At 69.3% G+C, this 25,014-nt stretch carries 20 protein-coding genes; 7 read left to right on the top strand and 13 right to left on the bottom strand.

The features are described 5' to 3' along the window. Window positions 1–239: 239 nt before the first annotated feature. From VIR15_RS14165 to VIR15_RS14135, 7 genes are all read right to left on the bottom strand, one after another. Complete coding sequence (locus VIR15_RS14165) at window positions 240–1,709, bottom strand: NAD-dependent succinate-semialdehyde dehydrogenase (RefSeq protein ID WP_331928727.1); 1,470 nt, start codon at window positions 1,707–1,709, stop codon at window positions 240–242. Between the two features lie 67 nt (window positions 1,710–1,776). Continuing rightward, the gene (locus VIR15_RS14160) at window positions 1,777–3,042 is read right to left on the bottom strand and encodes a saccharopine dehydrogenase family protein (protein WP_331928725.1); all 1,266 of its coding nucleotides are present in this window, start codon (window positions 3,040–3,042) and stop codon (window positions 1,777–1,779) included. Window positions 3,043–3,048: 6 nt separating this feature from the next. Beyond that, window positions 3,049–3,855: an ABC transporter permease gene (locus VIR15_RS14155; RefSeq protein WP_331928723.1), complete on the bottom strand. Its 807-nt coding sequence runs from the start codon at window positions 3,853–3,855 to the stop codon at window positions 3,049–3,051. A 1-nt stretch (window position 3,856) separates the two neighbouring features. Then, entirely contained in the window at window positions 3,857–4,783 is a 927-nt protein-coding gene (locus VIR15_RS14150; RefSeq protein ID WP_331928721.1) for an ABC transporter permease, read from the bottom strand. After that, window positions 4,776–5,906 carry an ABC transporter ATP-binding protein gene (locus VIR15_RS14145; protein ID WP_331928719.1) on the bottom strand — a complete coding sequence of 377 codons (1,131 nt, stop codon included), beginning with the start codon at window positions 5,904–5,906 and terminating at the stop codon, window positions 4,776–4,778. Before VIR15_RS14145 ends, VIR15_RS14150 begins: the two co-directional genes overlap by 8 nt. Beyond that, the gene (locus tag VIR15_RS14140; RefSeq protein WP_331928717.1) at window positions 5,906–7,159 is read right to left on the bottom strand and encodes an ABC transporter substrate-binding protein; all 1,254 of its coding nucleotides are present in this window, start codon (window positions 7,157–7,159) and stop codon (window positions 5,906–5,908) included. Before VIR15_RS14140 ends, VIR15_RS14145 begins: the two co-directional genes overlap by 1 nt. A gap of 122 nt (window positions 7,160–7,281) precedes the next feature. Further along, window positions 7,282–8,730, bottom strand: a complete 1,449-nt coding sequence (locus VIR15_RS14135) for a gamma-aminobutyraldehyde dehydrogenase (protein ID WP_331928715.1) — start codon at window positions 8,728–8,730, stop codon at window positions 7,282–7,284. A 113-nt stretch (window positions 8,731–8,843) separates the two neighbouring features. Between VIR15_RS14135 and VIR15_RS14130 the strand changes: the two genes are divergently transcribed. The 3 genes from VIR15_RS14130 to VIR15_RS14120 all read left to right on the top strand — a co-directional run bounded on the left by VIR15_RS14130 (window position 8,844) and on the right by VIR15_RS14120 (window position 11,824). After that, a complete protein-coding gene (locus VIR15_RS14130; RefSeq protein ID WP_331928713.1) occupies window positions 8,844–9,404 on the top strand; it encodes an Lrp/AsnC ligand binding domain-containing protein in 561 nt (186 codons plus the stop codon). Further along, a complete protein-coding gene (locus VIR15_RS14125) occupies window positions 9,401–10,840 on the top strand; it encodes an aspartate aminotransferase family protein (protein ID WP_331928711.1) in 1,440 nt (479 codons plus the stop codon). Before VIR15_RS14130 ends, VIR15_RS14125 begins: the two co-directional genes overlap by 4 nt. A gap of 285 nt (window positions 10,841–11,125) precedes the next feature. Then, entirely contained in the window at window positions 11,126–11,824 is a 699-nt protein-coding gene (locus VIR15_RS14120) for a hypothetical protein (RefSeq protein WP_331928709.1), read from the top strand. A 157-nt stretch (window positions 11,825–11,981) separates the two neighbouring features. Here VIR15_RS14120 and VIR15_RS14115 read toward each other — a convergent pair whose 3' ends face one another. Then, window positions 11,982–12,917: an AEC family transporter gene (locus tag VIR15_RS14115; RefSeq protein ID WP_331928707.1), complete on the bottom strand. Its 936-nt coding sequence runs from the start codon at window positions 12,915–12,917 to the stop codon at window positions 11,982–11,984. 64 nt (window positions 12,918–12,981) lie between these two features. Further along, the gene (locus tag VIR15_RS14110) at window positions 12,982–14,652 is read right to left on the bottom strand and encodes a long-chain fatty acid--CoA ligase (RefSeq protein WP_331928705.1); all 1,671 of its coding nucleotides are present in this window, start codon (window positions 14,650–14,652) and stop codon (window positions 12,982–12,984) included. 70 nt (window positions 14,653–14,722) lie between these two features. Between VIR15_RS14110 and VIR15_RS14105 the strand changes: the two genes are divergently transcribed. The 3 genes from VIR15_RS14105 to VIR15_RS14095 all read left to right on the top strand — a co-directional run bounded on the left by VIR15_RS14105 (window position 14,723) and on the right by VIR15_RS14095 (window position 18,566). Then, a complete protein-coding gene (locus VIR15_RS14105) occupies window positions 14,723–15,847 on the top strand; it encodes an LOG family protein (RefSeq protein WP_331928703.1) in 1,125 nt (374 codons plus the stop codon). Between the two features lie 74 nt (window positions 15,848–15,921). Next, the gene (gene hemG / locus VIR15_RS14100; protein ID WP_331928701.1) at window positions 15,922–17,382 is read left to right on the top strand and encodes a protoporphyrinogen oxidase; all 1,461 of its coding nucleotides are present in this window, start codon (window positions 15,922–15,924) and stop codon (window positions 17,380–17,382) included. Beyond that, entirely contained in the window at window positions 17,379–18,566 is a 1,188-nt protein-coding gene (locus VIR15_RS14095; RefSeq protein ID WP_331928699.1) for a TIGR04053 family radical SAM/SPASM domain-containing protein, read from the top strand. The genes hemG and VIR15_RS14095 overlap by 4 nt, the downstream gene beginning before the upstream one ends. Window position 18,567: 1 nt before the next feature. Here the strand turns inward: VIR15_RS14095 and VIR15_RS14090 are convergent, their stop codons facing one another. Both VIR15_RS14090 and VIR15_RS14085 read right to left on the bottom strand, forming a co-directional pair. Further along, a complete protein-coding gene (locus tag VIR15_RS14090) occupies window positions 18,568–20,490 on the bottom strand; it encodes a propionyl-CoA synthetase (protein WP_331928697.1) in 1,923 nt (640 codons plus the stop codon). A 64-nt stretch (window positions 20,491–20,554) separates the two neighbouring features. Continuing rightward, entirely contained in the window at window positions 20,555–21,892 is a 1,338-nt protein-coding gene (locus VIR15_RS14085) for an MFS transporter (RefSeq protein ID WP_331928695.1), read from the bottom strand. Between the two features lie 71 nt (window positions 21,893–21,963). Here VIR15_RS14085 and VIR15_RS14080 point away from each other — a divergent pair, with 71 nt between their 5' ends. Beyond that, entirely contained in the window at window positions 21,964–22,986 is a 1,023-nt protein-coding gene (locus VIR15_RS14080) for a GlxA family transcriptional regulator (protein WP_331928693.1), read from the top strand. A 105-nt stretch (window positions 22,987–23,091) separates the two neighbouring features. Here the strand turns inward: VIR15_RS14080 and rlmN are convergent, their stop codons facing one another. Together rlmN and VIR15_RS14070 are read right to left on the bottom strand one after the other, a co-directional pair. Beyond that, on the bottom strand, window positions 23,092–24,267 hold the full coding sequence (rlmN, locus tag VIR15_RS14075) for a dual-specificity RNA methyltransferase RlmN (protein ID WP_331928691.1): 1,176 nt from the start codon (window positions 24,265–24,267) through the stop codon (window positions 23,092–23,094). A 46-nt stretch (window positions 24,268–24,313) separates the two neighbouring features. Then, the coding region (locus tag VIR15_RS14070) for a phosphatidate cytidylyltransferase (protein WP_331928689.1) at window positions 24,314–25,014 on the bottom strand (701 nt) is incomplete at its 5' end.

Here is a 25,014-nt window from a genome sequence, read left to right as displayed (position 1 = left end):
GGAAGCCGCCAGTCAGCGTGGCGTCGAGCGAGGCGAAACCCGTTGGGTGGACCTTGGCGCCAGGGGCGAATCCCCGCCGGAGGACGTGGTCGACCTCGGTGAGCAGGGTGCTCACCGAGTGCGGTCCGGTGGCCTGGCCGTTGGAGGGATGTCCTGCAGGGGTTGCCATGGGGTCGATTTGAGCACAGAGCGCCAGCGGATGAGGGACGTTCACCGAAGTCCGGACAGAGGGGCGCCGCTCACAGGGCCAGCCCCACGTATTTCGTCTCGAGGTACTCCTCGATGCCCTCGAAGCCACCCTCGCGCCCGACACCCGACGCCTTGACGCCGCCGAACGGCGCAGCCGGGTTGGACACGATGCCCTGGTTGACGCCCACCATGCCGTACTCGAGGGCCTCGCTCAGAGTGATGGCCCGGGACAGATCCTGGGTGAACAGGTAGGCGACCAGACCGAACCGGGTGTTGTTGGCGAGCTGGATCGCCTCGTCGTCGGTGCGGAAGCTGGTGACCGGCGCGACGGGCCCGAAGATCTCCTCCTGCGACAGGTCCGCGTGAACCGGTACGTCGGCGAGGACGGTCGGCTCGAAGAACCACCCCGCTCCACCACGAGCGTTGCCACCGACCATGACGCGGGCGCCCTTGGAGACGGCGTCCTCGACGAGGGACTTGACCTTGTCGCGGGACTTCTCGTCGACGAGGGGTCCGACGTCGACGCCGTCCTCCGTGCCGCGGCCAAGGGTCAGCGCGCCCATCCGCTTGGCGAGCCGGTGGGAGAACTCGTCGGCGACCGACTCATGGACGTAGAAGCGGTTGGCCGCCGTGCAGGCCTCTCCCATGTTGCGCATCTTGGCCAGCATGGCGCCGTCGACCGCCCGGTCGAGGTCGGCGTCCTCGAAGACGAGGAACGGCGCGTTGCCACCGAGCTCCATCGACACTCGCAGCACGCCCTGGGCGGACTGCTCGATGAGCCGCTGCCCGACCACCGTCGACCCGGTGAACGTCAGCTTGCGCAGCCGCGGGTCCCGGATGATGGGCTCCATGACGGCACCAGTGCGGCCATGGCTGGTGGTGACGACGTTGAGCACCCCCTTGGGCAGCCCGAGCCCGTCGAGCAGGTCGGCCAGGGCCAGCATCGTCAGGGGGGTCTGGCCAGCAGGCTTGACCACCATCGTGCAGCCCGCGGCGATCGCCGGACCGATCTTGCGGGTTCCCATGGCGAGCGGGAAGTTCCACGGCGTGATCATCAGTGTCGGTCCGACGGGCTGCTTCATCGTGAGCAGTCGCGTGGCGCCGTTCGGGGCAGTGCTGTAGCGACCGTGGACGCGCACGGCCTCCTCGGAGAACCACCGGAAGAACTCCGCGCCGTAGGTGACCTCGCCCCGTGACTCCGCGAGGGTCTTGCCCATCTCCAGCGTCATGAGCATGGCGAACTCGTCGGCTCGCTCGGTGATCTTCTCGTAGGCCGCCCGCAGCAGCTCCGCTCGGTCGCGCGGTGGGGTGCGGGCCCAGTCCGACTGTGCCGCCACGGCGGCATCGAGCGCGGCCCGGCCGTCCTCGACGGTCGCGTCCGCCACGTGGGTGAGGATCTCACCCGTCGCCGGGTCGTCCACGGCAAGCGACGAGCCGTCGGAGCTGTCGCGCCACTCCCCCGCGATGAACAGGCCCTTGGGGACCGTGTCGAGGACGGACTGCTGCGTCACTGCTGTCATGGGCTCCAGCCTAGTTCGGTCGGTGGTCACCCGACCGGGGCCCGTGCCCCCGTCGGTCGGCGAGCCGTCAGCGGTCCTCGAGACCCCACGGCGACTCGTATCCCGCTGGCTTGGGGGCGGCGAGCAGGTCCAGGAACGGCTGCGCGTCGAAGGCCTCCGGCCCGAGCACCCCGCTCCCGCTCCATGTCCCGCGGGCCAGCAGCTCGAGCGCGACGACGGGGTTGACGGCCGTCTGCCAGACGACGCACTGGGCACCGTACGCCTGCATCGACCACTCGTTGTCCACGACGTGGTAGAGGTAGGTCCGCCGGGGCTGGCCGTCCTTGCCAGTGCCGGTGACGAACAGCCCCGCGCACGTCTTGCCCGTCATGCGAGGCCCGATCGACGCCGGGTCGGGCAGCACCGCAGCGACGACGTCGCGCGGGGACACCTCCACTCCGCCGACGCGGACCTTCTCCGTGCGGTCGAGGCCGAGCGTGTTGAGCGTCCTGAGCACGCCGATGAACTCGTCGCCGAGCCCGTACTTGAAGGTCACCCGCTTGGCGTCGATCCAGCGCGGCATCAACAACACTTCTTCGTGCTCGACGTTGACGCACTCCACCGGGCCGATTCCCTCGGGGAACTCGAACACCTCTGGCTCGCTGAACGGCTCGGTCGTGTACCAGCCGCGGCCCTGCTCCCAGACCACGGGAGGGTTGAGGCACTCTTCGATCGTCGTCCAGATCGAGAAGCTCGGCGCAAAGATCTCGTTGCCGTCATCGTCGTGGACGGCGAGGTTGGCACCGTCCCGGGTGCCGAGCTCCTCGATCTCGCTGAAGAGGTGGTCGGCGGCGTAGCGGGCGAACACGTCCGAGAGGCCCGGCTCGACGCCGATCCCGACGAGGGCGAGCCGACCCTCCGCCTCCCACTCCTGCGCCTGGGCGAACTGGTCGTCACCCAGCTTGACGCCGGTCCTGGAATAGGGCTCGGTCTCGTGTCGCCGCGACAGGCTCATCGCCATGTCGAGGTAGTCGGCACCCGCCGCCCGCGCCCCCTCGAAGATCGGCATGACGAAGCGTGGGTCGACCGCGTTGAACACGTGTGTTGCCCCGTGCTCGCGCGCGAGCGCGGAGACCGCCGCCGAGTCGGACGCGTCGACCTGCGCCGCGACGAACCGTCCCGGGTCACCCGACAACCCTGATGACGTATGCCGCTGGGTCACCTCCCGCACGGTGCGCTCGGCCCGCGCCACGTCGTAGTCGGCGACGACCCACAGGTCGAAGAAGTCGCGCTCCGCCGCGATGCGTGCTGCGGCGTCTCCGACGCCGCCGGAGCCGATCATGAGCACCCGCATGGAAAATCAGGCCACCTGTCGGTTGCGTCGGTTGGAGATGATCTGGCCGGCGATGACCACGGTCAGGGCGATGAGGAACATCATCGTGCCGATGACGTACACCTGGATCGGCACACCACGAGCGGCCGCCCCCCACACATACATCGGGAAGGTGATCGAGCTCGGGCTCGCGTTGAAGTTCGTGATGATGTAGTCGTCGAAGCTGAGCGAGAAGGCGAGCAGGGCGCCGGCCGCGATGCCCGGCGCCGACAGTGGCAGGGTCACGCGCAGGAACGTCTGGAACGGCGTGGCCCCGAGATCGGCGGCCGCCTCCTCGAGCCGGGGGTCGAGCGTTGCGACGCGGGCCTTGACGGCCACGACGACGAACGAGATGCAGAACATGATGTGCGCAATGAGGATCGCGGTCGGCCCCGTGGGCACGCCCATCATGAGGAAGAGCGTCAGCAGGCTCGAGCCCATGACGACCTCGGGCGTGGCCATCGGCATGAAGATGAGCAGGTTGGTCGAGGACCGGCCCTGGAACCGGTAGCGCCCCAGCGCGAACGCGATCATCGTGCCGAGGATCGTGGCGACGAGCGAGGCAGTGATCCCGATGCGCAGGCTGAGACCCACGGAGTCGCAGATCCCGACGGTGCCACACGGGTTGGTCCAGCCCTCGGTCGAGAACTCATTGAAGCTGTAGTTGAAGCGGCCCGCCGGGTCGTTGAACGAGAAAACCGCGACGACGACGTTCGGAACGAGCAGGTAGGCCAGCACCGCGATCGCGGCGAAGGCGATGAGGTGGCGTCGGATCCAGTTCATGATCCCGTTCATGTCAGAGCAGCTCCTCGGTCCCGGCCTTGCGGACGTACAGCGAGACCAGGGTGACGATGACGACGAGCAGGATGAACGACAGAGCTGCGGCGAGCGGGTAGTCGAGCACCCGCAGGAACAGGGTGTCGATGACTGACCCGATCATCGACGTCTGGGTGTTGCCGAGCAGGCGCGCGTTGATGAAGTCACCGCTCGCGGGGATGAAGGTCAGCAGGGTCCCGGCCACCACGCCCGGCAGCGACAACGGCCAGGTGACCCGGCGGAACGCCTGCCAGGGCGTGGCGTAGAGGTCACCGGCCGCTTCGAGCAGCCGTGGGTCGAGCCGTTCGAGTGACGCGTAGAGCGGCAGGATCATGAAGGGCAAGAAGTTGTAGGTCAGCCCCATGACCACGGCGAACGGGGAGAAGAGCAGCGAGTCGGTCGAGGTCAGGCCGACAGCCTGGAGCAGGTCGGTGATCCCCAGCTTCTGGGCCCACTGGGTGATGAAGAAGTTGTCCGAGAGGATCGTCTTCCAGGCCAGCGTCCTGATCAGGAAGCTGGTGAAGAAGGGCGCGATGACGAGGACGAGGACGATGTTCTTCCAGCGGCCGGCCTTCTGGGCGATGAAGTACGCCAGCGGGTACCCGAGCAGGAGGGCCAGGACCGTCGCGAGACTGGCGTAGACGAGCGAGCGCACCATGTGCGGCCAGTACTGGCTGAAGGCATCGGCGTAGATGCCGATGTTGCCGGTGAAGACGAACCCCTCTTCGACGCTGCCCTCCTGCAGGGACTGCGACCCGAGCGTGATCATCGGCAGCACGAAGAAGATGACCAGCCACAGCAGGCCCGGCACGAGCAGGGCGTACGGCACCCAGTTGCGCCGCGTGGGGTTCGGCGGGATGGCGTTGCCGAGCGGGTTGATCCGAACCCGAGGCGTCGCCTCAGACATCGTCCTCGACCATCGCTCCCGCCTCGGCGTCCTGCGATGCGTCGAGGGCGAAGCCGTGCTCCGCGGCCCAGGACAGGGTCACCTGCTCACCGAGCGCGGCCCGTGCCGAGCCGTCGTTCTGCTGGACCACCGTCAGCTCGCGCCCCCACGGCATCGCGACCATGTACTGCGTCGCGACCCCGGTGAAGGACACGTCGCGAACGGTGCCGCGCAGCCGGTTTGGCCCGCCGGACTCGCCGAGCCGCAGCTTCTCCGGCCGCACCCCGAGCCAGACGTCGGTCACCCCGTGTGGCACGTGGTTCTCCACCACCTCCAGGTCGGCGTCATGGCTGCGGACCATCGTGATTCCCTCGCGACCCGACCCCGGGACCACCTTGGCGCGGAGCAGGTTCGACTGCCCGAGGAAGTTGGCGACGAAGGTCGACTCCGGCTGCTCGTAGAGGGTCGCCGGGTCGCCGAGCTGCTCGATCCGGCCCTCGTTCATCACCGCGATGGAATCGGCCATCGTCATGGCCTCCTCCTGGTCATGGGTGACGTGGATGAAGGTCAGGCCGACCTCCTGCTGGATCCGCTTCAGCTCGATCTGCATCTGCCGCCGGAGCTTGAGGTCGAGCGCGCCGAGCGGCTCGTCCAGGAGCAGCACGTCAGGGCGGTTCACCAGCGCTCGAGCCAGCGCAACCCGCTGCTGCATGCCGCCGGAGAGCTGGTTCGGCTTGCGGCCGCCGAGGCCCTCGAGCTGGACGAGCTCGAGAGCCTCGAGGGACTTGCGCCGTGCGTCCTTGTCGCCGCGACGCTTCAGCCCGAACATGACGTTGTCGAGCACCGTCATGTGCGGGAAGAGCGCATACGACTGGAAGACCGTGTTGACGTTGCGCTGGTGCGCCTTCGTCGCCGTGATCTCCTGGTCGCCGATGTGGATCGATCCGGCAGTCGGGGCCTCGAGGCCCGCGATCATGCGCAGGGTCGTCGTCTTCCCGCAGCCCGACGGTCCGAGGAGCGCGAAGAACGAGCCCTGGGGGACGGTCAGGTCCATCGGCTCCACCGCGGTGAACGAGCCGAACGACTTCGTGAGGGAGGCGAGCCTGAGGTCGCCGCGTCCCCGCTCGACGGAGGTCTGGGTCATCAGCCCGTGACGACGGCGTTGAACGCGCGGGAGTACTTCGCGTGCTCCTCCGGGCTGAGCCCGCGGATGACGTGGGACTTGGCCAGGACCTCGGGGGTCGGCGCGATGAGCGGGTTCTTGCCGAGCTCGGGGTCGATCTTGACCAGCTCCTCGTTGGCGCCCTTGACCGGCGGGATGTAGTTCACCCAGGCCGCGACCTGCGCCATGACTGCCGGGTCGTAGTAGTGGTTGATGAGCAGCTCGGCGTTCTTCTTGTGCCGCGCCATCGCCGGGATGACGAAGTTGTCGGACCAGAGCATGAAGCCCTTGTCCGGCAGCGCGTACTGGACGTCCTCGTTGTCGAACTGCAGCTGGACGACGTCACCGGTCCACGCCATGCACGCGGCGATGTCGCCCTTGGCCAGCCCGTCCGTGTACTCGTTGCCGGTGAACCGCAGGATCTGACCCGAGTCCTTGGCCTTCTGGATCATCTGGAGCGCCGAGTCGAAGTCCGCGTCCGTGAACTTCGCGGGGTCCTTGCCCAGCTCGAGCAGGACGAGTCCCATCGTGTCCACCATCTCGGTCAGGAGCGTGACCTTGCCCTTGAGGGCGGGGTCGGTGAGCAGCTGCCCGACGGACTCGACCTTCTTGCCGCCGGTCGCCTTGAGGTTGTAGCCGATGCCCGCGAAGCCGCTCTGCCATGGCAGGGAGTGTGCCCGACCCGGGTCGAACTCGACGTTCTTGAGCGAGTCGTTCAGGTTCTTCGAGTTGGGGATGTTGGCCATGTCGAGCTTCTGGACGTAGCCCTGGCGGATCAGGCGCGCCACCATCCAGTCGGTGGAGCACCAGATGTCCCGACCGGTGTCCTGACCGCCCTCGAGCAGCGGCCGGACCTTGGCGTAGAACTCGTCGTTGTCGAGGTAGTCCTCGGTGTAGTTGACCTTGATACCGGTCGCCTTGGTGAAGGCGTCGATCGAGGGACGGGACTTGCCGTCGTCGGTGACGTCGATGTACTCGGTCCAGTTCGACCAGTTGACGACCTTCTCCGTGTCGCTCATGTCCTGTGCCGCCTTGGCCGAGGGGGCCGCGCCGCCGCCGGTTGCGTTGGGGGTGGACGGGTTGCGTCCCTCCGAGCCACAGGCGGCAAGGAAGGCCGCAGCGCTCAGCCCGGCGGCGCCCATCATTGCCGAGCGGCGGCTCACCAGTCCGCGGGCGAGGGCTGCGCGGAAGGCGAGGTTGTCGTTGCCCGCGGACGGGCTGTTCTTGTCGGTCATGAGGTGTGCTCCCGGGTAAGCGGTAGGGGTTTTGTCAGGCCGTATGCCACTGAGCTGGCTCCCGTGGTCAGGTGACCCGGGAAGCGAGCCCAGCGGCATACGTCAAAGTACTGGTTCGTGCGTCACGAGTTGATGTTGGCCATCACGTGCTTGATGCGGGTGTAGTCCTCGAACCCGTACATGGACAGGTCCTTGCCGTAGCCGCTGTGCTTGAAACCCCCGTGTGGCATCTCGGCGACGATCGGAATGTGCGTGTTGATCCAGACGGCCCCGAAGTCGAGCCGCTTGCTGACGCGCATGGCGCGACCGAAGTCCTTCGTCCAGACGCTCGACGCCAGACCGTACTGCACGTCGTTGGCCCAGGCCACCGCAACGTCCTCGTCGGTGAACTGCTGCACCGTGATCACCGGACCGAAGATCTCGGTTTGAATCTGCTCGTCCTCCTGCTGCAGGCCGGCGAGGACGGTCGGCTCGAAGAAGTAGCCCTCACCGAGACCCTTGACCCGCGAGCCGCCCGCGACGATGCGGGCGTGGTCGGGCAGCCGGTCGATAAAGCCGGAGACGTGGGCCACCTGGTTCGGGTTGTTGACCGGTCCGAACGCGGCCTCGTCGTCATCGGGCATGCCGACCTTGACCGACGAGGTGGCGTACTCGCCGAGGGCGGCGACGAAGTCGTCGTGGATCCGCGGGCCGGCCAGGACGCGGGTCGCGGCGGTGCAGTCCTGTCCCGCGTTGAAGTAGCCCGCACCCGCGATGCCCTCGACGGCGGCCTCGAGGTCGGCGTCGTCGAAGACGATGACCGGGGCCTTGCCGCCGAGCTCGAGGTGGACCCGCTTGAGGCGGCGTGCTGCGCTCTCGGCGACCTGCATGCCGGCGCGGATCGAACCGGTGATGGCGACGAGGGCCGGCGTGTCGTGCTCGATGACCCTGCGGCCCGTGTCCCGGTCGCCGGTGACGACGTTGAACGTCCCCTCCGGGAGGAACTCGGAGGCGACCTCAGCCAGCAGGAGCGTCGTCTCGGGGGTCGTGTCCGACGGCTTGAGGACGATCGTGTTGCCTGCGGCGAGCGCGGGGGCGATCTTCCACATCGCCATCATCATCGGGTAGTTCCACGGCGTCACCTGTCCGACGACGCCGATCGGCTCACGGCGGATCCAGGAGGTGTGCCCGGTCATGTACTCGCCCGCCGCCTTGCCCTCGAGGACACGCGCGGCCCCGGCGAAGAAGCGAAGCTGGTCGACCATCGGGGGAACCTCCTCCGACGCCGTCAACGCATGCGGCTTGCCGGTGTTCTCCGCCTCGAGGCGGACGAACTCGTCGGCCCGGGCCTCGATGGCGTCGGCGAACTTGAGCAGGGCGTGCTGCCGTTCGCTCGGCGTCGCCTCCCCCCAGGACTCGAAGGCCTTGGCCGCCGACGCGTAGGCGCGGTCGACGTCGGCCTCGGAGCTGACCGGAGCCTTGGCGACCACGGCTGCCGTGGCGGGGTTGACGATGTCGGTCATGGTGTCGGCGTCACTGTCGACGTACTGGCCACCGATGAAGTTGCGGAGCTGGCGAACCTCGGAAGTCATGCGCGCACTCTAACCACGAAACCTCCTGATTCGGAATAGATCGGTAGGTGAATCTTCGGAATCAGTCGTTGGCCGCCTTGCCAAGCGCGCGTTTCACCCGTCAAGATCACCCCATGCCGACGAGAGTGACCCCCCGGGATGGTGCACCGGAGCGCCCGTCCATCACCCGCGACACCCGCGACACCCGCGACGCCCGCGGTGGCGGGAACGGTCGCGCCGGGAAGTCGCCTCACCTCGACGCCGTCTCCAAGGCCATCATCGAGCAGCTGCAGCACGACGGACGCAAGTCCTACGCGTCGATCGCGGCCGAGGTCGGCCTCTCCGAGGCCGCGGTCCGGCAGCGCGTCCAACGGCTCCTCGATGCCGAGATCATGCAGATCGTCGCGGTGACCGACCCGCTCCAGGTGGGATTCCTCCGTTCGGCAATGATCGGCCTGCGGGTGTCCGGGGACATGACGCAGGTCGCCGACGCCCTGACCGCGATGGAGGAGGTCGACTACGTCGTCACGACCGCCGGCAGCTTCGACATCCTCGCCGAGGTCGTCTGCGAGGACGACGACCACCTCCTGGACCTGTTGACAAAACGGATCCGGGTCCTCCCGAACGTCACCGCCACGGAGACGTTCGTCTACCTGAAGCTGAACAAGCAGCTCTACAACTGGGGTACACGATGACACTCAACCCGAACGACGTCTGGGAGCCCTCCTCGGACCAGCGCACGCCCGCGGGCACGCTGCTCTCCGAGGCGGCCCGTGACCACCTGTGGATGCACTTCACGCGCCACTCCGTGTTCGAGGAGCCCGGCTCCGGCGGGCTCGGCCACTCGGTCCCCATCATCACCAAGGGCCAGGGGTGGAAGGTCTGGGACGACCGCGGCAACGAGTACATCGACGGCCTGGCTGGTCTCTTCGTCGTCCAGGTCGGCCATGGTCGCGAGGAGCTCGCCGAGGCGGCGGCCAAGCAGGCGCGCGAGCTGGCGTTCTTCCCCCTGTGGTCGTACGCCCACCCCAAGGCCATCGAGCTGGCCGAGCGCCTGGCCGGATACGCCCCCGGAGACCTCAACCGGGTGTTCTTCACGACGGGCGGTGGCGAGGCCGTCGAGTCGGCGTGGAAGCTGGCCAAGCAGTACTTCAAGCTGACGGGCAAGCCGACCAAGCACAAGGTCATCTCGCGGTCGGTGGCCTACCACGGCACACCGCAGGGCGCGCTCTCGATCACCGGCATCCCGGGTGCCAAGGAGATGTTCGAGCCGCTCGTCCCCGGCGCGTTCAAGGTGCCGAACACCAACATGTACCGGGCGCCCGAGCACCTCCGCGACGACGAGAAGGCCTTCGGCCGGTGGGCAGCGGACCGGATCGCCGAGGCCATCGAGTTCGAGGGGCCGGACACGGTCGCGGCGGTCTTCCTCGAGCCGGTGCAGAACTCCGGTGGCTGCTTCCCGCCGCCCGCCGGGTACTTCGAGCGGGTCCGGGAGATCTGCGACGAATACGACGTCCTGCTCGTCGCGGATGAGGTCATCACCTCCTTCGGGCGCATCGGGTCGATGTTCGCGTCGATCGACTTCGGGTTCCAGCCCGACATCATCACGTGCGCCAAGGGGATGACGAGCGGCTACTCCCCCATCGGCGCGATGATCGCGAGCGACCGCCTCTTCGAGCCGTTCAGGAAGGGGACGACGTACTTCCCGCACGGCTACACCTTCGGTGGCCACCCGGTCTCGGCCGCCGTGGCCCTGGCCAACCTCGACATCTTCGAGCGCGAGGGTCTGAACGCTCACGTCAAGTCCCAGGCGCCGGCCTTCAAGGCGACGCTGGACCGCCTGCTGGACCTCCCGCTCGTCGGCGACGTCCGTGGGGCCGGGTTCTTCTATGGGATCGAGCTCGTCAAGGACAAGCAGACGCGCGAGACCTTCGACGAGGCAGAGTCCGAGCGGCTGCTGCGTGGCTTCCTGTCCAAGGCCCTCTTCGACGCGGGCCTGTACTGCCGCGCCGACGACCGCGGGGACCCGGTGATCCAGCTCGCCCCGCCGCTGATCATGGGCCAGGAACAGTTCGACGACATGGAGTCGCGGCTGCGTGGCGTCCTCACGGAGGCCGAGAACCACCTCTGACCCAGCCATTCCCGGTCCCCGATCGAGTGAGCAACGGCCTGACCCGATCGAGTGAACAACTTCTGGGCGTATGCCGCTGGGCTCGCTCGCAGCCCGAGGCTGAGTCACGCTCCGGCTGGGTCGGGCGAGCGGGTCAGCGCCGGGCCCGGACCTCGGCACCCGAAAGGTGTTCTTTCGATTGTGGAGGCGATGTCACGTTGCCATCGGAACCCGTGCGGGTAGGGCAGTCGTTGTAGGCACGACCAACTGATCACTGAATGCCATCGCCGAACCTCAGGAGTCGCCATGGGTTTCCTCGACCGTCTGTTGGGCCGGGAGCCCCAGCCCCAAGGTCGCCAGCAGTGGGGTGCGCCCGCACCGAGTGGACAGCCATACGACGTCCCGCCGCCGCGCGGTGGCGCCTCGAGCGAGGATGAGCGAGCCATCGCTCGCTATCGCTACCTGCTGCGGACGGCGCCCCCGGAGGACATCGAGAAGGTGCACGCCGAGGCCTTCGCCCAGCTCTCGCCGGAGCAGCGGCAGATGGTGCTCCAGCGGCTGACCGAGGACCTGCCCGAGTCGGAGCGGCCGCGCACCGACCAGCCGGCCGACCTCGCGCGCAGCGCGACCCGGGCCGAGATGCGCCAGCCCGGCTACCTGCAGGGCGCCTTCGGTGGCGGCCGCGGTGGCATGGGCATGGGCGGGATGTTCGCCGGATCCATGCTGGGGACGATTGCCGGCTTCGTCGTCGGCTCGGCCATCGCCGACGCCATGCTCGGTGGTTACGAGTCCTCCCCCGAGGCGGCCGACGCGGGTGACACCGGTGACGCAGGTGACACCGGTGACGCGGGCGGAGACGCGGGTGGAGACGCGGGCGGCGACGCCGGCAGTGGGGATGCGGGCGGCGATGTCGGCGGAGGAGATGCCGGCGGTGCAGATGCGGGCGGCGACTTCGGCGGCTTCGGTGACTTCGGAGGCGACTTCGGCGGCTTCGGCGACTTCTGACCCCGCCCTCCCGCCGCTCCCCCAGAGCGCCTCACCCCGCAACACACCCGCTTATCGACTGCTCGGTCCGGCTGCAGCACGGGCAAGCAGTCGATGAGCGGGTGTGTTGCGGGTGCTGGCGCGGGGGTGGCGTGGCGCCGGCGGTCTGGAAGCCGGGTCAGACGCCCACGACGTGGAACAAGCCGGCGATGGCGATGATGACCGGGACGGACGCGAACGTGCTGACGAAGATCGCATCGCGGGCCAGGTTGACCTCGCGCCGGTACTTCACCGCATAGGTGAAGATGTTCTGTGCCGTCGGCAGCGCCGCGGTGACGACCACGGCGAACAGCGGCTGCCCCCTCAGGCCCAGGGCCGAGCCGATGCCGAGGGCGATGGCCGGCATGGCGAGGATCTTGAGGCCGACGATGCTCCACACGTGCGGTGCCGATGCACCGGCCGCGGGACGCGGACCGCGCCGCAGCGAGATCCCGAAGGCGACGAGCATCGATGGCACCGCCATGTTCCCGAGCAGCTCGATGGGATCTGCCACGACTCGCGGCAGGGTGAGGTCCAGGACCGCGATGACCAGTCCCGCTATCGCACCGATGGTGATCGGGTTGCTGAACATACGCCGCACGCTCCGCAGCAGCGTCGGACGCTCGCCGCGCGCATCGCTGTCGAAGAGGGCCATGTAGACCGGCGTGATGATGAGCAGCTGCATGAGCAGCGTGGGCGCGACCCAGGCGACGTCACCGAGGACGTAAAGCGCGATGGGGATGCCCAGGTTGCCGGCGTTGACATAGCCCGCGGACAGGCTGCCGATGAGCCGCGATCCCATTCCGGAGTCCGGCCAGCGGAGTCGGGCCAACAGCAGGTAGAGGCCCGCGATGACGATGAAGCTCGACAGCGAGGTGAGCAGATTGCGCGACAGGACCGCATCGAGCGGTGTGCGCTGCATGACGGTGAGCAGCAGTGCTGGCGATGCCACGTAGAACGCGAGCCGCGACAGGCTGACCTGGGCCGAGTCGTCGAGGATACGCAGGTGCGCGAGGAGCCAACCCGCTGCGACGATGACGGCGATCGTCGCGAAACCCTCGAGCACACCGAGCACGGGGCGATCCTGTCAGGTCCGCTGCCGCGCTCTCCGAGATGTCCGACCTGCAACCCACTTCGCCTCAGTCGACAGTGACCACCTCGAGGTCACCCTCGGCGAAGCGCTTGCGGATCAGCTTCTTGTCGAACTTGCCGACACTCGTCTTGGGCACCTCCTCGATGAGGGCCCAGCGCTCGGGGACCTGCCAGTGCGCCACCTTGCCCTCGAGGAAGGCACGCAGATCGGCCACGGTCGTGGACGTGCCCGGCTTGAGGACGACCGACGCAAGCGGCCGTTCGCCCCAGCGCTCGTCCGGGACGCCGACGACCGAGGCCTCCAGCACGTCCGGATGCGCCATCACGGCGTTCTCCAGGTCGACCGAGCTGATCCACTCGCCACCCGACTTGATGACGTCCTTGGCCCGGTCCGTCAGCGTGAGGTAGCCGTTGGGCGAGAGCCGCCCGACGTCGCCGGTGCGCAACCACCCGTCGTCGAACTTCGCGGCGGCCTCGGCCAGGTCGGTCGCCGTCTCGGTGCCGGTGGCGTAGTAGCAGTCGGTGATCCAGGGACCACGAACCTCGAGCTCACCGACCGACTCGCCGTCCGACGGGACGATGCTGCCGTCGGGGCCGACCAAGCGGCCTTCGACTCCGTAGAGCAGTCGACCCTGGCTCGACTTGTAGCGCCAGTACTCCTCGGTGCCCGGCTCGACGCCTTGTGGCGGGAGGGCGAGTGAGCCGACGGGGGACATCTCGGTCATGCCCCAGCCGTGCACGATGTCGATGTCGTACCGGTCGGCGAACGCCCGGATCAGGGCCGGTGGTGCTGCCGACCCACCGACCATGAGCATCCGACAGCTCGACACGTCCGCACCGTGCTCGTCGAGGTGGTGGAGCAGGTCGTTCCAGATCGTCGGTACGCCGGCGCCGCCCGTGACGCGTTCGGCCTCGATCATCGCGGCCAGCGGCTCGGCCTGGAGGAACCGGTCCGGCATGACGAGCGTGGCCCCGGTGATCATCGAACAGTAGGGGAAGCCCCAGGCGTTGGCGTGGAAGAGCGGCACGACGATGAGGAGCCGGTCGTTCGAGGAGATGCCGAGAGTCCCGGAGACGCCCATGCTGTGCAGCACGTTGCCGCGATGTGAGTACGCGACACCCTTGGGGTTGCCGGTGGTACCGGAGGTGTAGCACATCGATGATGCGTCGGTCTCCTCGATGTCCTCCGGCCAGTCGAAGGTGGTCGGCTGGTCCGCGAGGAGGGTCGCGTAGTCATGGACCGCCTCGACGTGCGGAGGCGACGCCAGCGCGCCACGGGTCGCGTCGTCCACGGGACCGCTGACGATGACGTGCCGCACGGCCGGGAGGTGCTCGACCAGCTTGGCGAACGGAGCGGCCAACGTGTTGTCCACGATGACGACCTCGCTGCCCCCATGACGAGCGACGTAGACGAGCTGCTCGGGGTACAGCCGGATGTTGAGGGCGTGGAGCACCGCGCCCATGGACGGCACCGCGAGGTAGGCGGTGAGATGCTCCGCGTTGTTCCACATGAACGTGCCCACCCGCTGGTCCCCGGTGATGCCGAGGCCGCGAAGCGCATGGGCGAGCTGGGCTGCCTGCTGGCCGACCTGGCGGTAGGACATCCGGCGCGGTCCCTCGGCGGTCCACGTGACGACCTCACTGTCGCCGTGGATCGTCGTCCCGTGGCGCAGCAAGGACGAGATGAGCAGGGGCGTCGCCTGCATCGTGCTCTTCATGACGGCAGCGTGCCACGGTTGGTGGCTGTGCGCACCAGTTCGGGGGTTCGCCTTCGGGCACGATGGCGACATGGAGATCGAGTCCCTCGACGCCTTGGACGACCACCTCGCGGACGGCGGCAGCCTGCGCGGCCTGCGCCTTCAGAACCTCGATCTCAGCGACTATGCCGTCCCCCTCGCCGGGCACGCCGCGCACGGTGACCTCACGGGGCTCGTGGTCCTCGGCGGAGTCGTGCCACCCGACGTCAACGAGATCCTCCACCACGGCGGCGCCATCGTCTTCCCCCAGGTGGGCGGTGCTCCGATCGACCCGTGGCGCGGCCTCTACTACCCGGAAGACCTCTACGAGGGCCTCGAACACGGCTACCAGACAACCCCGGACGCGCGCGCCTACGCGTGGTCGATCGACGGGCGTCTGCGGACCGACGCCTACACGACGCTGATCCGTGCCATCCACGACGACTCCGTCACCGACGGGCTGGACGAGTTCGTCCAGGGGCGCTCGGCCGTGGGCGTGATGGGGGGCCATGCGATCCTGCGTGGCACCTCGGAGTACGTCGACGCGGCCGAGCTGGGGCGCCGCCTCGCCGCGGCCGGTCATGTCGTCGTCACGGGCGGCGGGCCCGGGGCCATGGAGGCGGCCAACCTCGGGGCGTTCGTCCCGGACAACGATGCCCTGGCGGACGCCTTGGCACGCCTGGCCAGCGTCCCGTCCTTCCGACCCGACATCACCCCATGGGCACAGGTGGCGATGGAGGTGCGTCGGCGCATCCTCGGCGACGAGCAGCTCCCGCCCCCAGAGACCCTGGGGCCGTCCGCCACGTCCCTGGGGATCCCGACATGGTTCTACGGGCACGAGCCACCCAACGTCTTCTGCGACGTCGTGGCGAAGTACTTCTCCAATGCCATCCGGGAGGACGGCATCCTCGCGCGCAGCAACGGCGGGGTGGTCGTCCTGACCGGTGCGGCAGGCACCGTGCAGGAGATCTTCCAGGCGGTGACGCCCCTCTACTACGCGTCCGACGACAGCCCGCTCGCCCCGCTCATCCTCGTCGGCCGCAGGCACTGGACGGAGACGGTGCCGGTCTGGCCCGCCTTGAGTCAGCTGGCTGCCGGGCGCCGGATGGCAACAGTCCTGCACCTCGTCGACCGCCTCGAGGAGGCACTCGACCTCCTGCCGCTCCCCGTCCCGTGACGGCCCCACCGAATGGACGCCGTCCGCCAAGGTACTACGATCCGTAGTACCTGCTGCCGACCCAGGGTGATGACATGACCGAACCGCACCGTCCCCATCGCATCGTCGTGGCGGGAGGTGGCATCACCGGTTTGGTTGCCGCGCGCCGCCTCGCCGAGGCTGGTCACGACGTCACTGTGGTCGAGCAGGCGGAGCGGCTGGGCGGCCAGGTCCACACCGTTCGCCTGGGGTCCCGGTGGGTCGATGTCGGCGCAGAGGCCCTGCACCTCGGCGCCCCCTCGGCCCGCCACCTGGTCGAGGAGCTCGGCCTTGTCGACACGGTCGTCGGCAGCCGTCCGGGCCAGAGCTGGCTCTGGACCGGCCGTGGCTTGCGCGCCCTCCCGGCCGGCGTCACACCTTCCGGCCCGACCCGGTTGCGCCCGGTGATGACGAGCGGGGTCATGTCCGTGCGGGGCCTGGGCCGAGCCGGCCTCGAGCCCTTCGTCGCGCGGGTCCGCCCAGCGCTGGCCCCGGACGAGGATGTCTCGGTCGGTGAGTTCGTCTCCGGGCGGTTCGGGTCCGAGGTGACGCAGCGCTTCATCGACCCACTCCTGGGCAGCCTCCACGCCGGTGACGTGCATCGACTCAGCCTGCGCGCCTGTGCGCCCGGATTGGTGGACGCCGCCATCCATCGCAGGTCGCTCGTACGCCGGCGCCCCCTGCCGTCCGCTCACCCGGGGTCCCCGCCGGCGCTGCCCATGTTCGCCACGTGGCCGGAAGGGTTGCGCACCCTCACCGACGCCGTCCTGACCGACCTCCCGGTCACCGTGCGCCTCGGCTCGCGGGTCCGACGGCTGACCGTGACGCCGTCCGGCTACACCGTCGAGGTCAGCAACGCCACCGGAACCGATGAACAGCATGAACAGCTCAGTGTCGACGCCGTCGTCCTGGCCCTCCCCGCAGGCGCCGCGTCGACGCTCATCGCGCCGCACAGCCCACGCGCGGCAGGGATCCTCGATGACGCCGACGTCGCCAAGGTCGCGACCGTCGTGCTCGGCTTCGACCGGTCTGCGACGAAGCCACTCCGGGCCTTCGGGGGCACCGGGGTGCTGCTGCCGTCGACGTCGGGAATGCTTCTCAAGGCGGCCACCCACCTGTCGCGCAAGTGGCCCCAGTTCGCCGAGGACGACTCGTGCCTGGTCCGCTTGTCGGCAGGGCGGAGCGGTGACGACCGGCTCGACGAGCTGACCGATGAGGAGCTCGTGACGCAACTGGTTGCCGAGTTCCACACCGTGACCGGCCTCGACGCGCCGGCCGAGGTGCTTCACGTCCAGCGCTGGTCCGATGGACTTCCCCAGCTGCGGGTGGGCCACCAGGCACGACTCGCCACCCTCCGCGAGGAACTCGCACGCGCGCTGCCTGGTGTCGTCGTGGCCGGATCCGCCTACGAGGGACTCGGCCTCGCCTCCTGCATCACCTCCGGCGAGGCTGCCGCCGCGGCCCTTGCGTTGCCGGTCGTCCCCGCCACGGCAACCGACACGGCGGTCCGAGCATGACCGCGGTCACCGAACGCTCCGCCGTACGTCGCCTGCGCCACGCGCCCGAGGAACGCCCGATGATCGTCATCTGGGAGGTGACCCGTGCCTGCGCGCTCGTCTGTCTTCACTGCCGGGCCGACGCGCAGCACCGTCGCAACCCGCACGAGCTCACGACGGAACAGGGCAGGGCGCTCCTCGATGACATCGCCGCCTTCGGCAAGCCCTACCCCATCGTCGTCCTCACCGGCGGCGACCCGTTCGAGCGGCCCGACCTGGCCGATCTGGTGCGCTACGGCACCTCCGTCGGCCTGCATGTCGCGCTGTCCCCGTCAGTCACGCCGCGGCTGACCAGAGAGGTCCTCACGGAGCTGCACGATGCCGGGGCCGGGGCGCTCTCCCTCTCCCTCGATGGTGCCCGGGCGGACACCCACGACGCCTTCCGTGGCGTCCCGGGAGTGTTCGACGCGACCCTGCAGGCTGCCGCGGAGGTCCGCGACGTCGGCTTCCGACTGCAGATCAACTCGACCGTCACCCGGGCCAACGTGCACGAGCTTCCCGAGCTGCTCCGCATGGTCATCGACCTCGGCGCCTCGCTCTGGAGCGTCTTCTTCCTCGTCCCGACAGGGCGCGGGGAGCTGCTCCAGCCCCTCGAGCCCGAGCAGGTCGAGGATGTCCTCAACTGGCTCCACGACGTCTCGGATCTCGTGGCCATCAAGACCACCGAGGCGCCCCACTACCGCCGGGTCGCCATCCAGCGCGCGCGAGCCAGCGTCCAGGGCACCCCCAGCGAGGCACCCGCCGTCGGAGAACTCCACCAGCAGCTCACCGCCGCCGTGGCCGAGCTGCGAGCCCAGCGGCATACGGCCAGACGGCGCCCACGGCCACCGATCGAGGTCAACTCCGGCAGGGGCTTCGCGTTCATCGACCACCTGGGCGAGGTCTACCCCAGTGGCTTCCTCCCCCACCAGTGCGGCAACGTCAAGGACGCGGGGTTCCGCGAGCTCTACCGCACGAGCCCGCTCCTGCGCTCGTTGCGTGACCCCGCACAGTTCCATGGAAAGTGCGGGGTGTGCGAGTTCCGGGACGTGTGCGGAGGCAGCCGGTCCCACGCCTACGCCGTGACCGGCGACCTGCTCGCGTCAGACCCGACCTGCGTCTACGTCCCCCCGTCGCAGCCGCCCGGGGCAGCGCCACAGGGCTGAGTCAGCTCCCTCGAAGCACCGGGCCGAGTCGCTCGAGCACGCTCGCGTCCTCGATCGTCGCCGGCACGGCGGGTGAGCCGCCGTCGGCGATCTCGCGCATCGTCTTGCGCAGGATCTTGCCCGAGCGCGTCTTGGGGAGGCCGGCGACGATGTCGACCTGATGGAGCGCGGCCACGGCCCCCACCTCGCCGCGAACCCGCGCAACCAGCTCCCTGCGGATCCGCTCGCCCTCGGCCTCGCCGTCAATCCCGGCCTTGAGGACGACGAGCGCCCGCGGCACCTGGCCCTTCAGCTCGTCGTGCACGCCGATGACGGCACATTCCGCGACGGCCTCGTGCCCCGCGAGAGCTGCCTCGATGGACCCCGTCGACAGGCGGTGGCCGGCGACGTTGAGGACGTCGTCGGTCCGCCCCATGACGAAGAGGTAACCGTCCTCGTCGATGTAGCCGCCGTCCCCGGTGAGGTAGTAGCCCGGGTAGGCCGAGAGGTACGACGAGACGTAGCGCTCGTCGTCCTGCCACAGCGTCGGCAGCGTCCCGGGCGGCATGGGCAGCTTGATGCAGATCGAGCCCTCCTTGCCGGCGGGGAGCTGGCCGCCCTCACCGTCGAGCACCTGCACGTCATACCCCGGCACCGCGACGGTGGGCGAGCCCGGCTTGATCGGCAGCAGCTCGATGCCCTTGGGGTTGCAGGCGATCGGCCAGCCGGTCTCGGTCTGCCACCAGTTGTCGATGACTGGCACACCGAGGGCCGCAGAGGCCCACTCGTAGGTGTCCGGGTCGAGCCGCTCGCCCGCGAGGTAGAGGGTGCGGAAGTTGGACAGGTCGTAGTCCTTGACGAGCGACGCCGTCGAGTCCTCCTTCTTGATGGCGCGGAACGCCGTCGGCGCCGTGAACAGGCAGACCGCTCCGTACTCGGAGATGACGCGCCAGAAGGCTCCGGCGTCCGGCGTGCCGATCGGCTTGCCCTCGTAGAGCACCGTCGTCGCCCCGGTCAGCAACGGCCCGTAGACGATGTACGAGTGGCCGACGACCCAGCCGACGTCACTCGCGGTGAACATCGTCTCGCCGGGCTGCACGTCATAGAGGTTGGCCATCGACCAGCGCAGCGCGACGGAGTTGCCACCGCTGTCGCGGTAGATGCCCTTGGGCTTCCCGGTCGTGCCCGACGTGTAGAGGATGTAGAGCGGGTCCGTGGCGGCGACCGTGACCGGCTCCGCCCCCGCCTGGGCCGCCGCGCCTGACTCGAACTCCTCCCAGTCGATGTCGCGCTCCCCCAGCTCGGCCCGCTCCTGCGGTCGCTGGAGGATGACGCACGTCTCCGGCTTGTGCTCCGAGCGGTGGATCGCCTCGTCGAGGAACGGCTTGTACTTCACGACCCGCGACGGCTCGATGCCGCACGATGCCGACAGGACCACCCTGGGGGCCGCGTCGTCGATGCGGGCCGCGAGCTCCTGCGGCGCGAACCCGCCGAAGACGACGGAGTGCACGGCGCCGATCCGTGCACAGGCCAGCATGGCGATGACCGCCTCCGGCACCATGGGCATGTAGATGACGACCCGGTCACCCTTGTCGACACCAAGACCACGCAGGCCGCCTGCGACGGCGCGCACCCGAGCCAGCAGAGCGGCATACGTGATCGTCTCCTTGGTGCCGGTCACCGGGGAGTCGTAACGGATGGCGGGCTGGTCGCCGCGCCCGGCGGCCACGTGTCGGTCGACCGCGTTGTGGCAGACGTTGAGCTCTCCGTCGGGGTACCAGCGGTAGAAGGGCGGGTTGTCCGCGTCGAGGATGCGCGTCGGCGGCGTGACCCAGTCGATGAGTCCGGCGGCCTCCGCCCAGAAGGCGTCGGGATCGTTGAGGCTTGCCTCGTACGTGGTGCGGTAGGTCGAGGGGTATGCCGCTGGGCTCGCTCCGTCGCTCATGTTTCCACCCTGCCCGGTCGGGACTGACGGGGCCAGTCCCGAGTGCGTCACACGAGCCGAGTGGTCAGATCGCGTCGGCGAGCGGGGTTCCCGGCCTGACGCCCCGTTTTGCGATGGACATCGACATGGCGGCGGCCGCGAAACAGAGGGCGCCGGCGACGTACCAGGCCGCGGTGTAGGCACCGAGGTGGTCGCGGACGAGGCCCGCGCCCACGGCTGCGACCGCGGCGCCGAGCTGGTGCGATGCGAAGACCCAGCCGAAGACGATCGGGGCACGGTCACCGAAGGCGGCGCGGCACAGGGCGATGGTCGGCGGCACCGTGGCGACCCAGTCGAGCCCGTAGAAGATGATGAAGGCGAGCATGTTGACGTGCAGGTCGTCGCTGAAGAGCGAGGGCAGCAGCAGGAGCGAGGCGCCGCGGAGCGTGTAGTAGACCCCGAGGAGGACGCGTGGGTCGATGCGGTCGGTGAGCCATCCGGAGAACACCGTGCCTGCGATGTCGAAGATGCCCACGAGGGCCAGCAGGCCGGCAGCCGTCGTCGCGGGCATGCCGTGGTCGTGCGCAGCCGGGATGAAGTGCGTCCCCACGAGCCCGTTCGTCGACATGCCGCAGATGGCGAAGCCGCCTGCCAGCAGCCAGAAGACCTTGGTCCGAGAGGCGTCGCGCAGGGCACCGAGGGCGAGACGGAGCACACCGTCGGGACGAGCCGGGCGAGCCGTGGGCGCGTCGGCCGCGGCGCCGTACGCGGTCAGGCCGAGGTCGCTGGGGTGGTCATGCAGCCGCCACAGCACGAGCGGCACGACGACGAGGGCCATGACGCCAGTCGTGAGCGCAGCCGAGCGCCAGCCGTGGTGCTCGGCCAGCCAGGCGAGCACCGGGAGGAAGACCAGCTGGCCGGTCGCCCCGGCGGCCGTGAGCATGCCCGTCACGAGTCCCCGGCGCTTGACGAACCACCGCCCGGTCACCGTTGCGACGAGGGACATCGCCATGGCACCGGTCCCGAGGCCGACGAGCAGTCCCCACGACAGGACGAGCTGCCACGAGGCCGTCATCCAGATGGGCAGCAACGAGCCGACGCTGACGAGGACCAGGGCGCCGGCGACGACGCGCTGGACGCCCAGTCGCTCCATCAGGGCGGCCGAGAAGGGAGCGACCAGCCCATAGAGCACGAGGTTGACCGAGACGGCGCCGCCGATGACGCCCATCGGCCAGCCGAACTCCTCGTGAAGCGGGTACATCATCACGCCCGGTGTCGAGCGGAAGCCGGCAGCGCCGATGATCGTCAGGAAGGTCGCTCCGGCGACCCACCATGCAGGGTGCACGCGGGCGGCCGATCGCGCCGGTCGTCGGCTCGGCTCGTCTGGCCGGAGTCGCTCCGGCGTCTGGTCGGTGATGCTCACGGTCACACTTTCCGGGACGGCAGGCCCGAGAAACGAGTGGCCCGCAGGACATCATGTGCAAGAATCTGGCCATGAGCGTTCGCGTCCCGCGATCCGGGACGGCCCCGCACCTCGTCGTCGTGCTCGCCCTCGACACCGTCATCGCGTTCGAGCTCGGACTGGCGCACCGCTTCCTCGCCGCGTCGTCGCTCGATCCGGGGTGGCCGGGACCACGGACGGGGGCGCCGCCACCCTATGACGTCCGGATGGTCACCCTGGACGACGGGCCGGTGATGACCTCGGCCGGCTATGCGGCGCAGCCCACGCACCCGAACGGCCTCCTTGCAGAGGCCGACACGATCATCGTCCCCGGCATCAACGGCCCGATCGTCGAGACGGGCGTGCTCCCCGAGGCCCTCCACCGGCTCGCCGCGACCGCTCGGCCGGACGCCCGCTGGGTCTCGATCTGCACCGGGGCCTTCGTCCTCGCCGGGCTCGGCCTGCTTCGGGGCCGCGTCGCGACGACCCACTGGTGCCATGTCGACGCCTTCACCCGGCACTTCCCCGACGTGCCGCTCAACCCCGACGTGCTCTACGTCGACCACGGCGACGTGCTCACGTCGGCGGGCAACGCGGCCGGCATCGACCTGCTCCTGCACATCGTCCGGTCCGACCTGGGCGCCGAGGCCGCCAACCGAGTCGCCCGGGGCGCCGTCGTGGCGCCCTGGCGAGCGGGCGGTCAGGCGCAGTTCATCGACCGCCCCATCCCCGAGGAGACGGACGCCGGGACGGGCCCGGCTCGCAGCTGGGCCCTCGAGCACCTCGGCGAGCCGATCGGTCTCGCCGATCTCGCGCGACACGCGGGCATGTCGGTGCGGACCTTCACCCGGCGGTTCCGGGAGGAGACCGGCGAGACCGCCGGGTCCTGGCTGATCCGCGCGCGTGTGGACCGGGCCCGCCACCTGCTCGAGTCGACCGACCTGTCGGTGGATCGGATCGCCGCAGATTCGGGCTTCGGGACCGGCGCGTCGCTGCGCCAGCACCTCGCGGCCTCAGTCGGACTCTCGCCGCTCGCCTACCGCCGCACCTTCCGCGTGGAGGCCGAATCCGCCTGACCTTGCCGCGTGCCAGCCGAGGTGGCGCGAGGTTCCTGACCGCGCGCGGGATGCATCACGCGCGCAGCGGGTTGGCCTGCGCGGAGCTCGTCAGCCCGCGCGGCGTCACGCGGTCGACGCCGCCAGCTGGCCGCACGCCCCGTCGATGTCCTGCCCTCGCGTGTCCCGGATCGTCGTCGGCACCCCGTGGGCGCGGAGCCGCTCGACGAAGTTCTGCTCGACGCCGGGCCGGCTCGCGGTCCACTTCGATCCGGGTGTGGGGTTCAGCGGGATGGGGTTGACGTGCACCCAGCCCCTTCCGCGTCGGTTGAGCTTCTCCCCCAGCAGGTCGGCGCGCCAGCCCTGGTCGTTGATGTCCCGGATCAGGGCGTACTCGATGGACACGCGCCTCCCGGTCGTCTCGTAGTAGCGGTGCGCCGCGTCGATGGCCTCGTCGACCTTCCACCGCGTGTTGATCGGGACCAGCTCGTCACGCAGCTCGTCGTCAGGCGCGTGCAGGGAGAGCGCCAGGGTCACCGGGATGCCCTCGACCGTGAGCTTGTCGATGCCGGGCACGAGTCCGACGGTCGACATGGTGATCCCGCGGGCTGACATCCCGAGTCCGTCCGGCGCCGGGTCGGTCAGGCGGCGGATCGCGCCGATCGCGGCCTTGTAGTTGGCGAGCGCCTCGCCCATTCCCATGAAGACGACGTTGCTGACCCGCAACGGGTGGTCCCGGTCCGCGTCGCCGCCGCCGGCCAGCTCGCCATGCCGCAACGCCCGAGCGGCCCACACGACCTGCTCGACGATCTCGGCGGTCGACAGGTTGCGGGTCAGCCCGGCCTGTCCGGTCGCGCAGAACGGACAGTTCATCCCGCACCCGGCCTGGCTGGAGATACAGATGGTGACCCGGTTCGGGTAGCGCATGAGGACCGACTCGACGATCGCCCCATCGTGGAGCCGCCAGGCGTACTTCATCGTCTGGCCGTCGTCGGCCTGCCGTCGCACGATCGGCGTGAGCAGCGTCGGCAGGAGGTCACCGACGAGTTCGGCGCGGACCGCCTTCGGCAGGTCGGTCATCGCCTCCGGGTCGTCGACGAGTCGCTCGAAGTAGTGCGTCGACAGCTGCTTGGCGCGGAACCCCTGGTGCCCGAGGGCCTCAACCGCCTCCTTGCGCTCCTGTGGCGAGAAGTCGGCGAGGTGGCGCGGCGGCTTTCCCCGGCGGGGGGCGCGGAAGGTCAGCTGCCCCGGCACGGGACGGGCGGTCGTCGGCTCGGGCAGCGACACGGGGGTCTCAGTCATAACCTGACCATTGTCTCAGGCGGAGTCAAAGCCGATGGATGGCCGGTCAGGCCGCTTGCTCGGCGAGCAGGGTGAGTACGGCCCACACGATGGGCACCACGACGATGAGGGAGTCGAGGCGGTCCATGATCCCCCCGTGGCCGGGCAGGATGTTGGACATGTCCTTGATGCCGAGGTCGCGCTTGATGAGGGACTCCATGAGGTCGCCGATCGTCGCGGCGATGGCCACGGTGACGCCGAGCGGGATGCCGATCCACCAGGGGTGCTCGAGGAAGAAGTGGATGGTCAACGAGCCGGCGATGATGCACAGGACCACGGATCCGCCGAAGCCCTCCCACGACTTCTTCGGGCTGATCGTCGGCGCCATCGGGTGCTTGCCGAGCCAGACTCCCGCCGCATAGCCACCGATGTCACTGCAGACGGCGGTGATCAGGAAGACGAACATCCGGCCGACACCGTCGGGGGCGGCCAGCAGCAGCACGGCGAAGCCGACGAGGAGCGGCGGGTAGGTCGAGATGAAGATCCCGCCGAGGACGTCGCGGCCGGCGCCGTCGAGGCGGCCACTGCCTCTCCACAGCACGATGACCGCGCACGTGAGCACCCACGCGGTGACCAGCCCGGCCGGCCCGTGGACGTAAGCGGCCCACGTCATGCCGACCATGCCCCCGACGGCGGGCACGAGCGGCGCGCGAACGGCGACGTTGCGCAGCGCCACCTGCAGCTCCCACATACCGATGGCGACGGCGA

The sequence above is a fragment of the Intrasporangium sp. genome, from assembly GCF_036566125.1.
GTDB lineage: Bacteria > Actinomycetota > Actinomycetes > Actinomycetales > Dermatophilaceae > Intrasporangium.
Note: the sequence above shows the minus strand (reverse complement) of the source record. Positions and strands in the feature narration are given on the sequence as shown.

Coding starts and splice junctions, on each gene's coding strand:
- VIR15_RS14165 (WP_331928727.1), bottom strand. CDS start 1,709: ATGACAGCAGTGACGCAGCAGTCCGTCCTCGACACGGTCCCCAAGGGC.
- VIR15_RS14160 (WP_331928725.1), bottom strand. CDS start 3,042: ATGCGGGTGCTCATGATCGGCTCCGGCGGCGTCGGAGACGCCGCAGCA.
- VIR15_RS14155 (WP_331928723.1), bottom strand. CDS start 3,855: ATGAACGGGATCATGAACTGGATCCGACGCCACCTCATCGCCTTCGCC.
- VIR15_RS14150 (WP_331928721.1), bottom strand. CDS start 4,783: ATGTCTGAGGCGACGCCTCGGGTTCGGATCAACCCGCTCGGCAACGCC.
- VIR15_RS14145 (WP_331928719.1), bottom strand. CDS start 5,906: ATGACCCAGACCTCCGTCGAGCGGGGACGCGGCGACCTCAGGCTCGCC.
- VIR15_RS14140 (WP_331928717.1), bottom strand. CDS start 7,159: ATGACCGACAAGAACAGCCCGTCCGCGGGCAACGACAACCTCGCCTTC.
- VIR15_RS14135 (WP_331928715.1), bottom strand. CDS start 8,730: ATGACTTCCGAGGTTCGCCAGCTCCGCAACTTCATCGGTGGCCAGTAC.
- VIR15_RS14130 (WP_331928713.1), top strand. CDS start 8,844: ATGCCGACGAGAGTGACCCCCCGGGATGGTGCACCGGAGCGCCCGTCC.
- VIR15_RS14125 (WP_331928711.1), top strand. CDS start 9,401: ATGACACTCAACCCGAACGACGTCTGGGAGCCCTCCTCGGACCAGCGC.
- VIR15_RS14120 (WP_331928709.1), top strand. CDS start 11,126: ATGGGTTTCCTCGACCGTCTGTTGGGCCGGGAGCCCCAGCCCCAAGGT.
- VIR15_RS14110 (WP_331928705.1), bottom strand. CDS start 14,652: ATGAAGAGCACGATGCAGGCGACGCCCCTGCTCATCTCGTCCTTGCTG.
- VIR15_RS14105 (WP_331928703.1), top strand. CDS start 14,723: ATGGAGATCGAGTCCCTCGACGCCTTGGACGACCACCTCGCGGACGGC.
- hemG (WP_331928701.1), top strand. CDS start 15,922: ATGACCGAACCGCACCGTCCCCATCGCATCGTCGTGGCGGGAGGTGGC.
- VIR15_RS14095 (WP_331928699.1), top strand. CDS start 17,379: ATGACCGCGGTCACCGAACGCTCCGCCGTACGTCGCCTGCGCCACGCG.
- VIR15_RS14090 (WP_331928697.1), bottom strand. CDS start 20,490: ATGAGCGACGGAGCGAGCCCAGCGGCATACCCCTCGACCTACCGCACC.
- VIR15_RS14080 (WP_331928693.1), top strand. CDS start 21,964: ATGAGCGTTCGCGTCCCGCGATCCGGGACGGCCCCGCACCTCGTCGTC.
- rlmN (WP_331928691.1), bottom strand. CDS start 24,267: ATGACTGAGACCCCCGTGTCGCTGCCCGAGCCGACGACCGCCCGTCCC.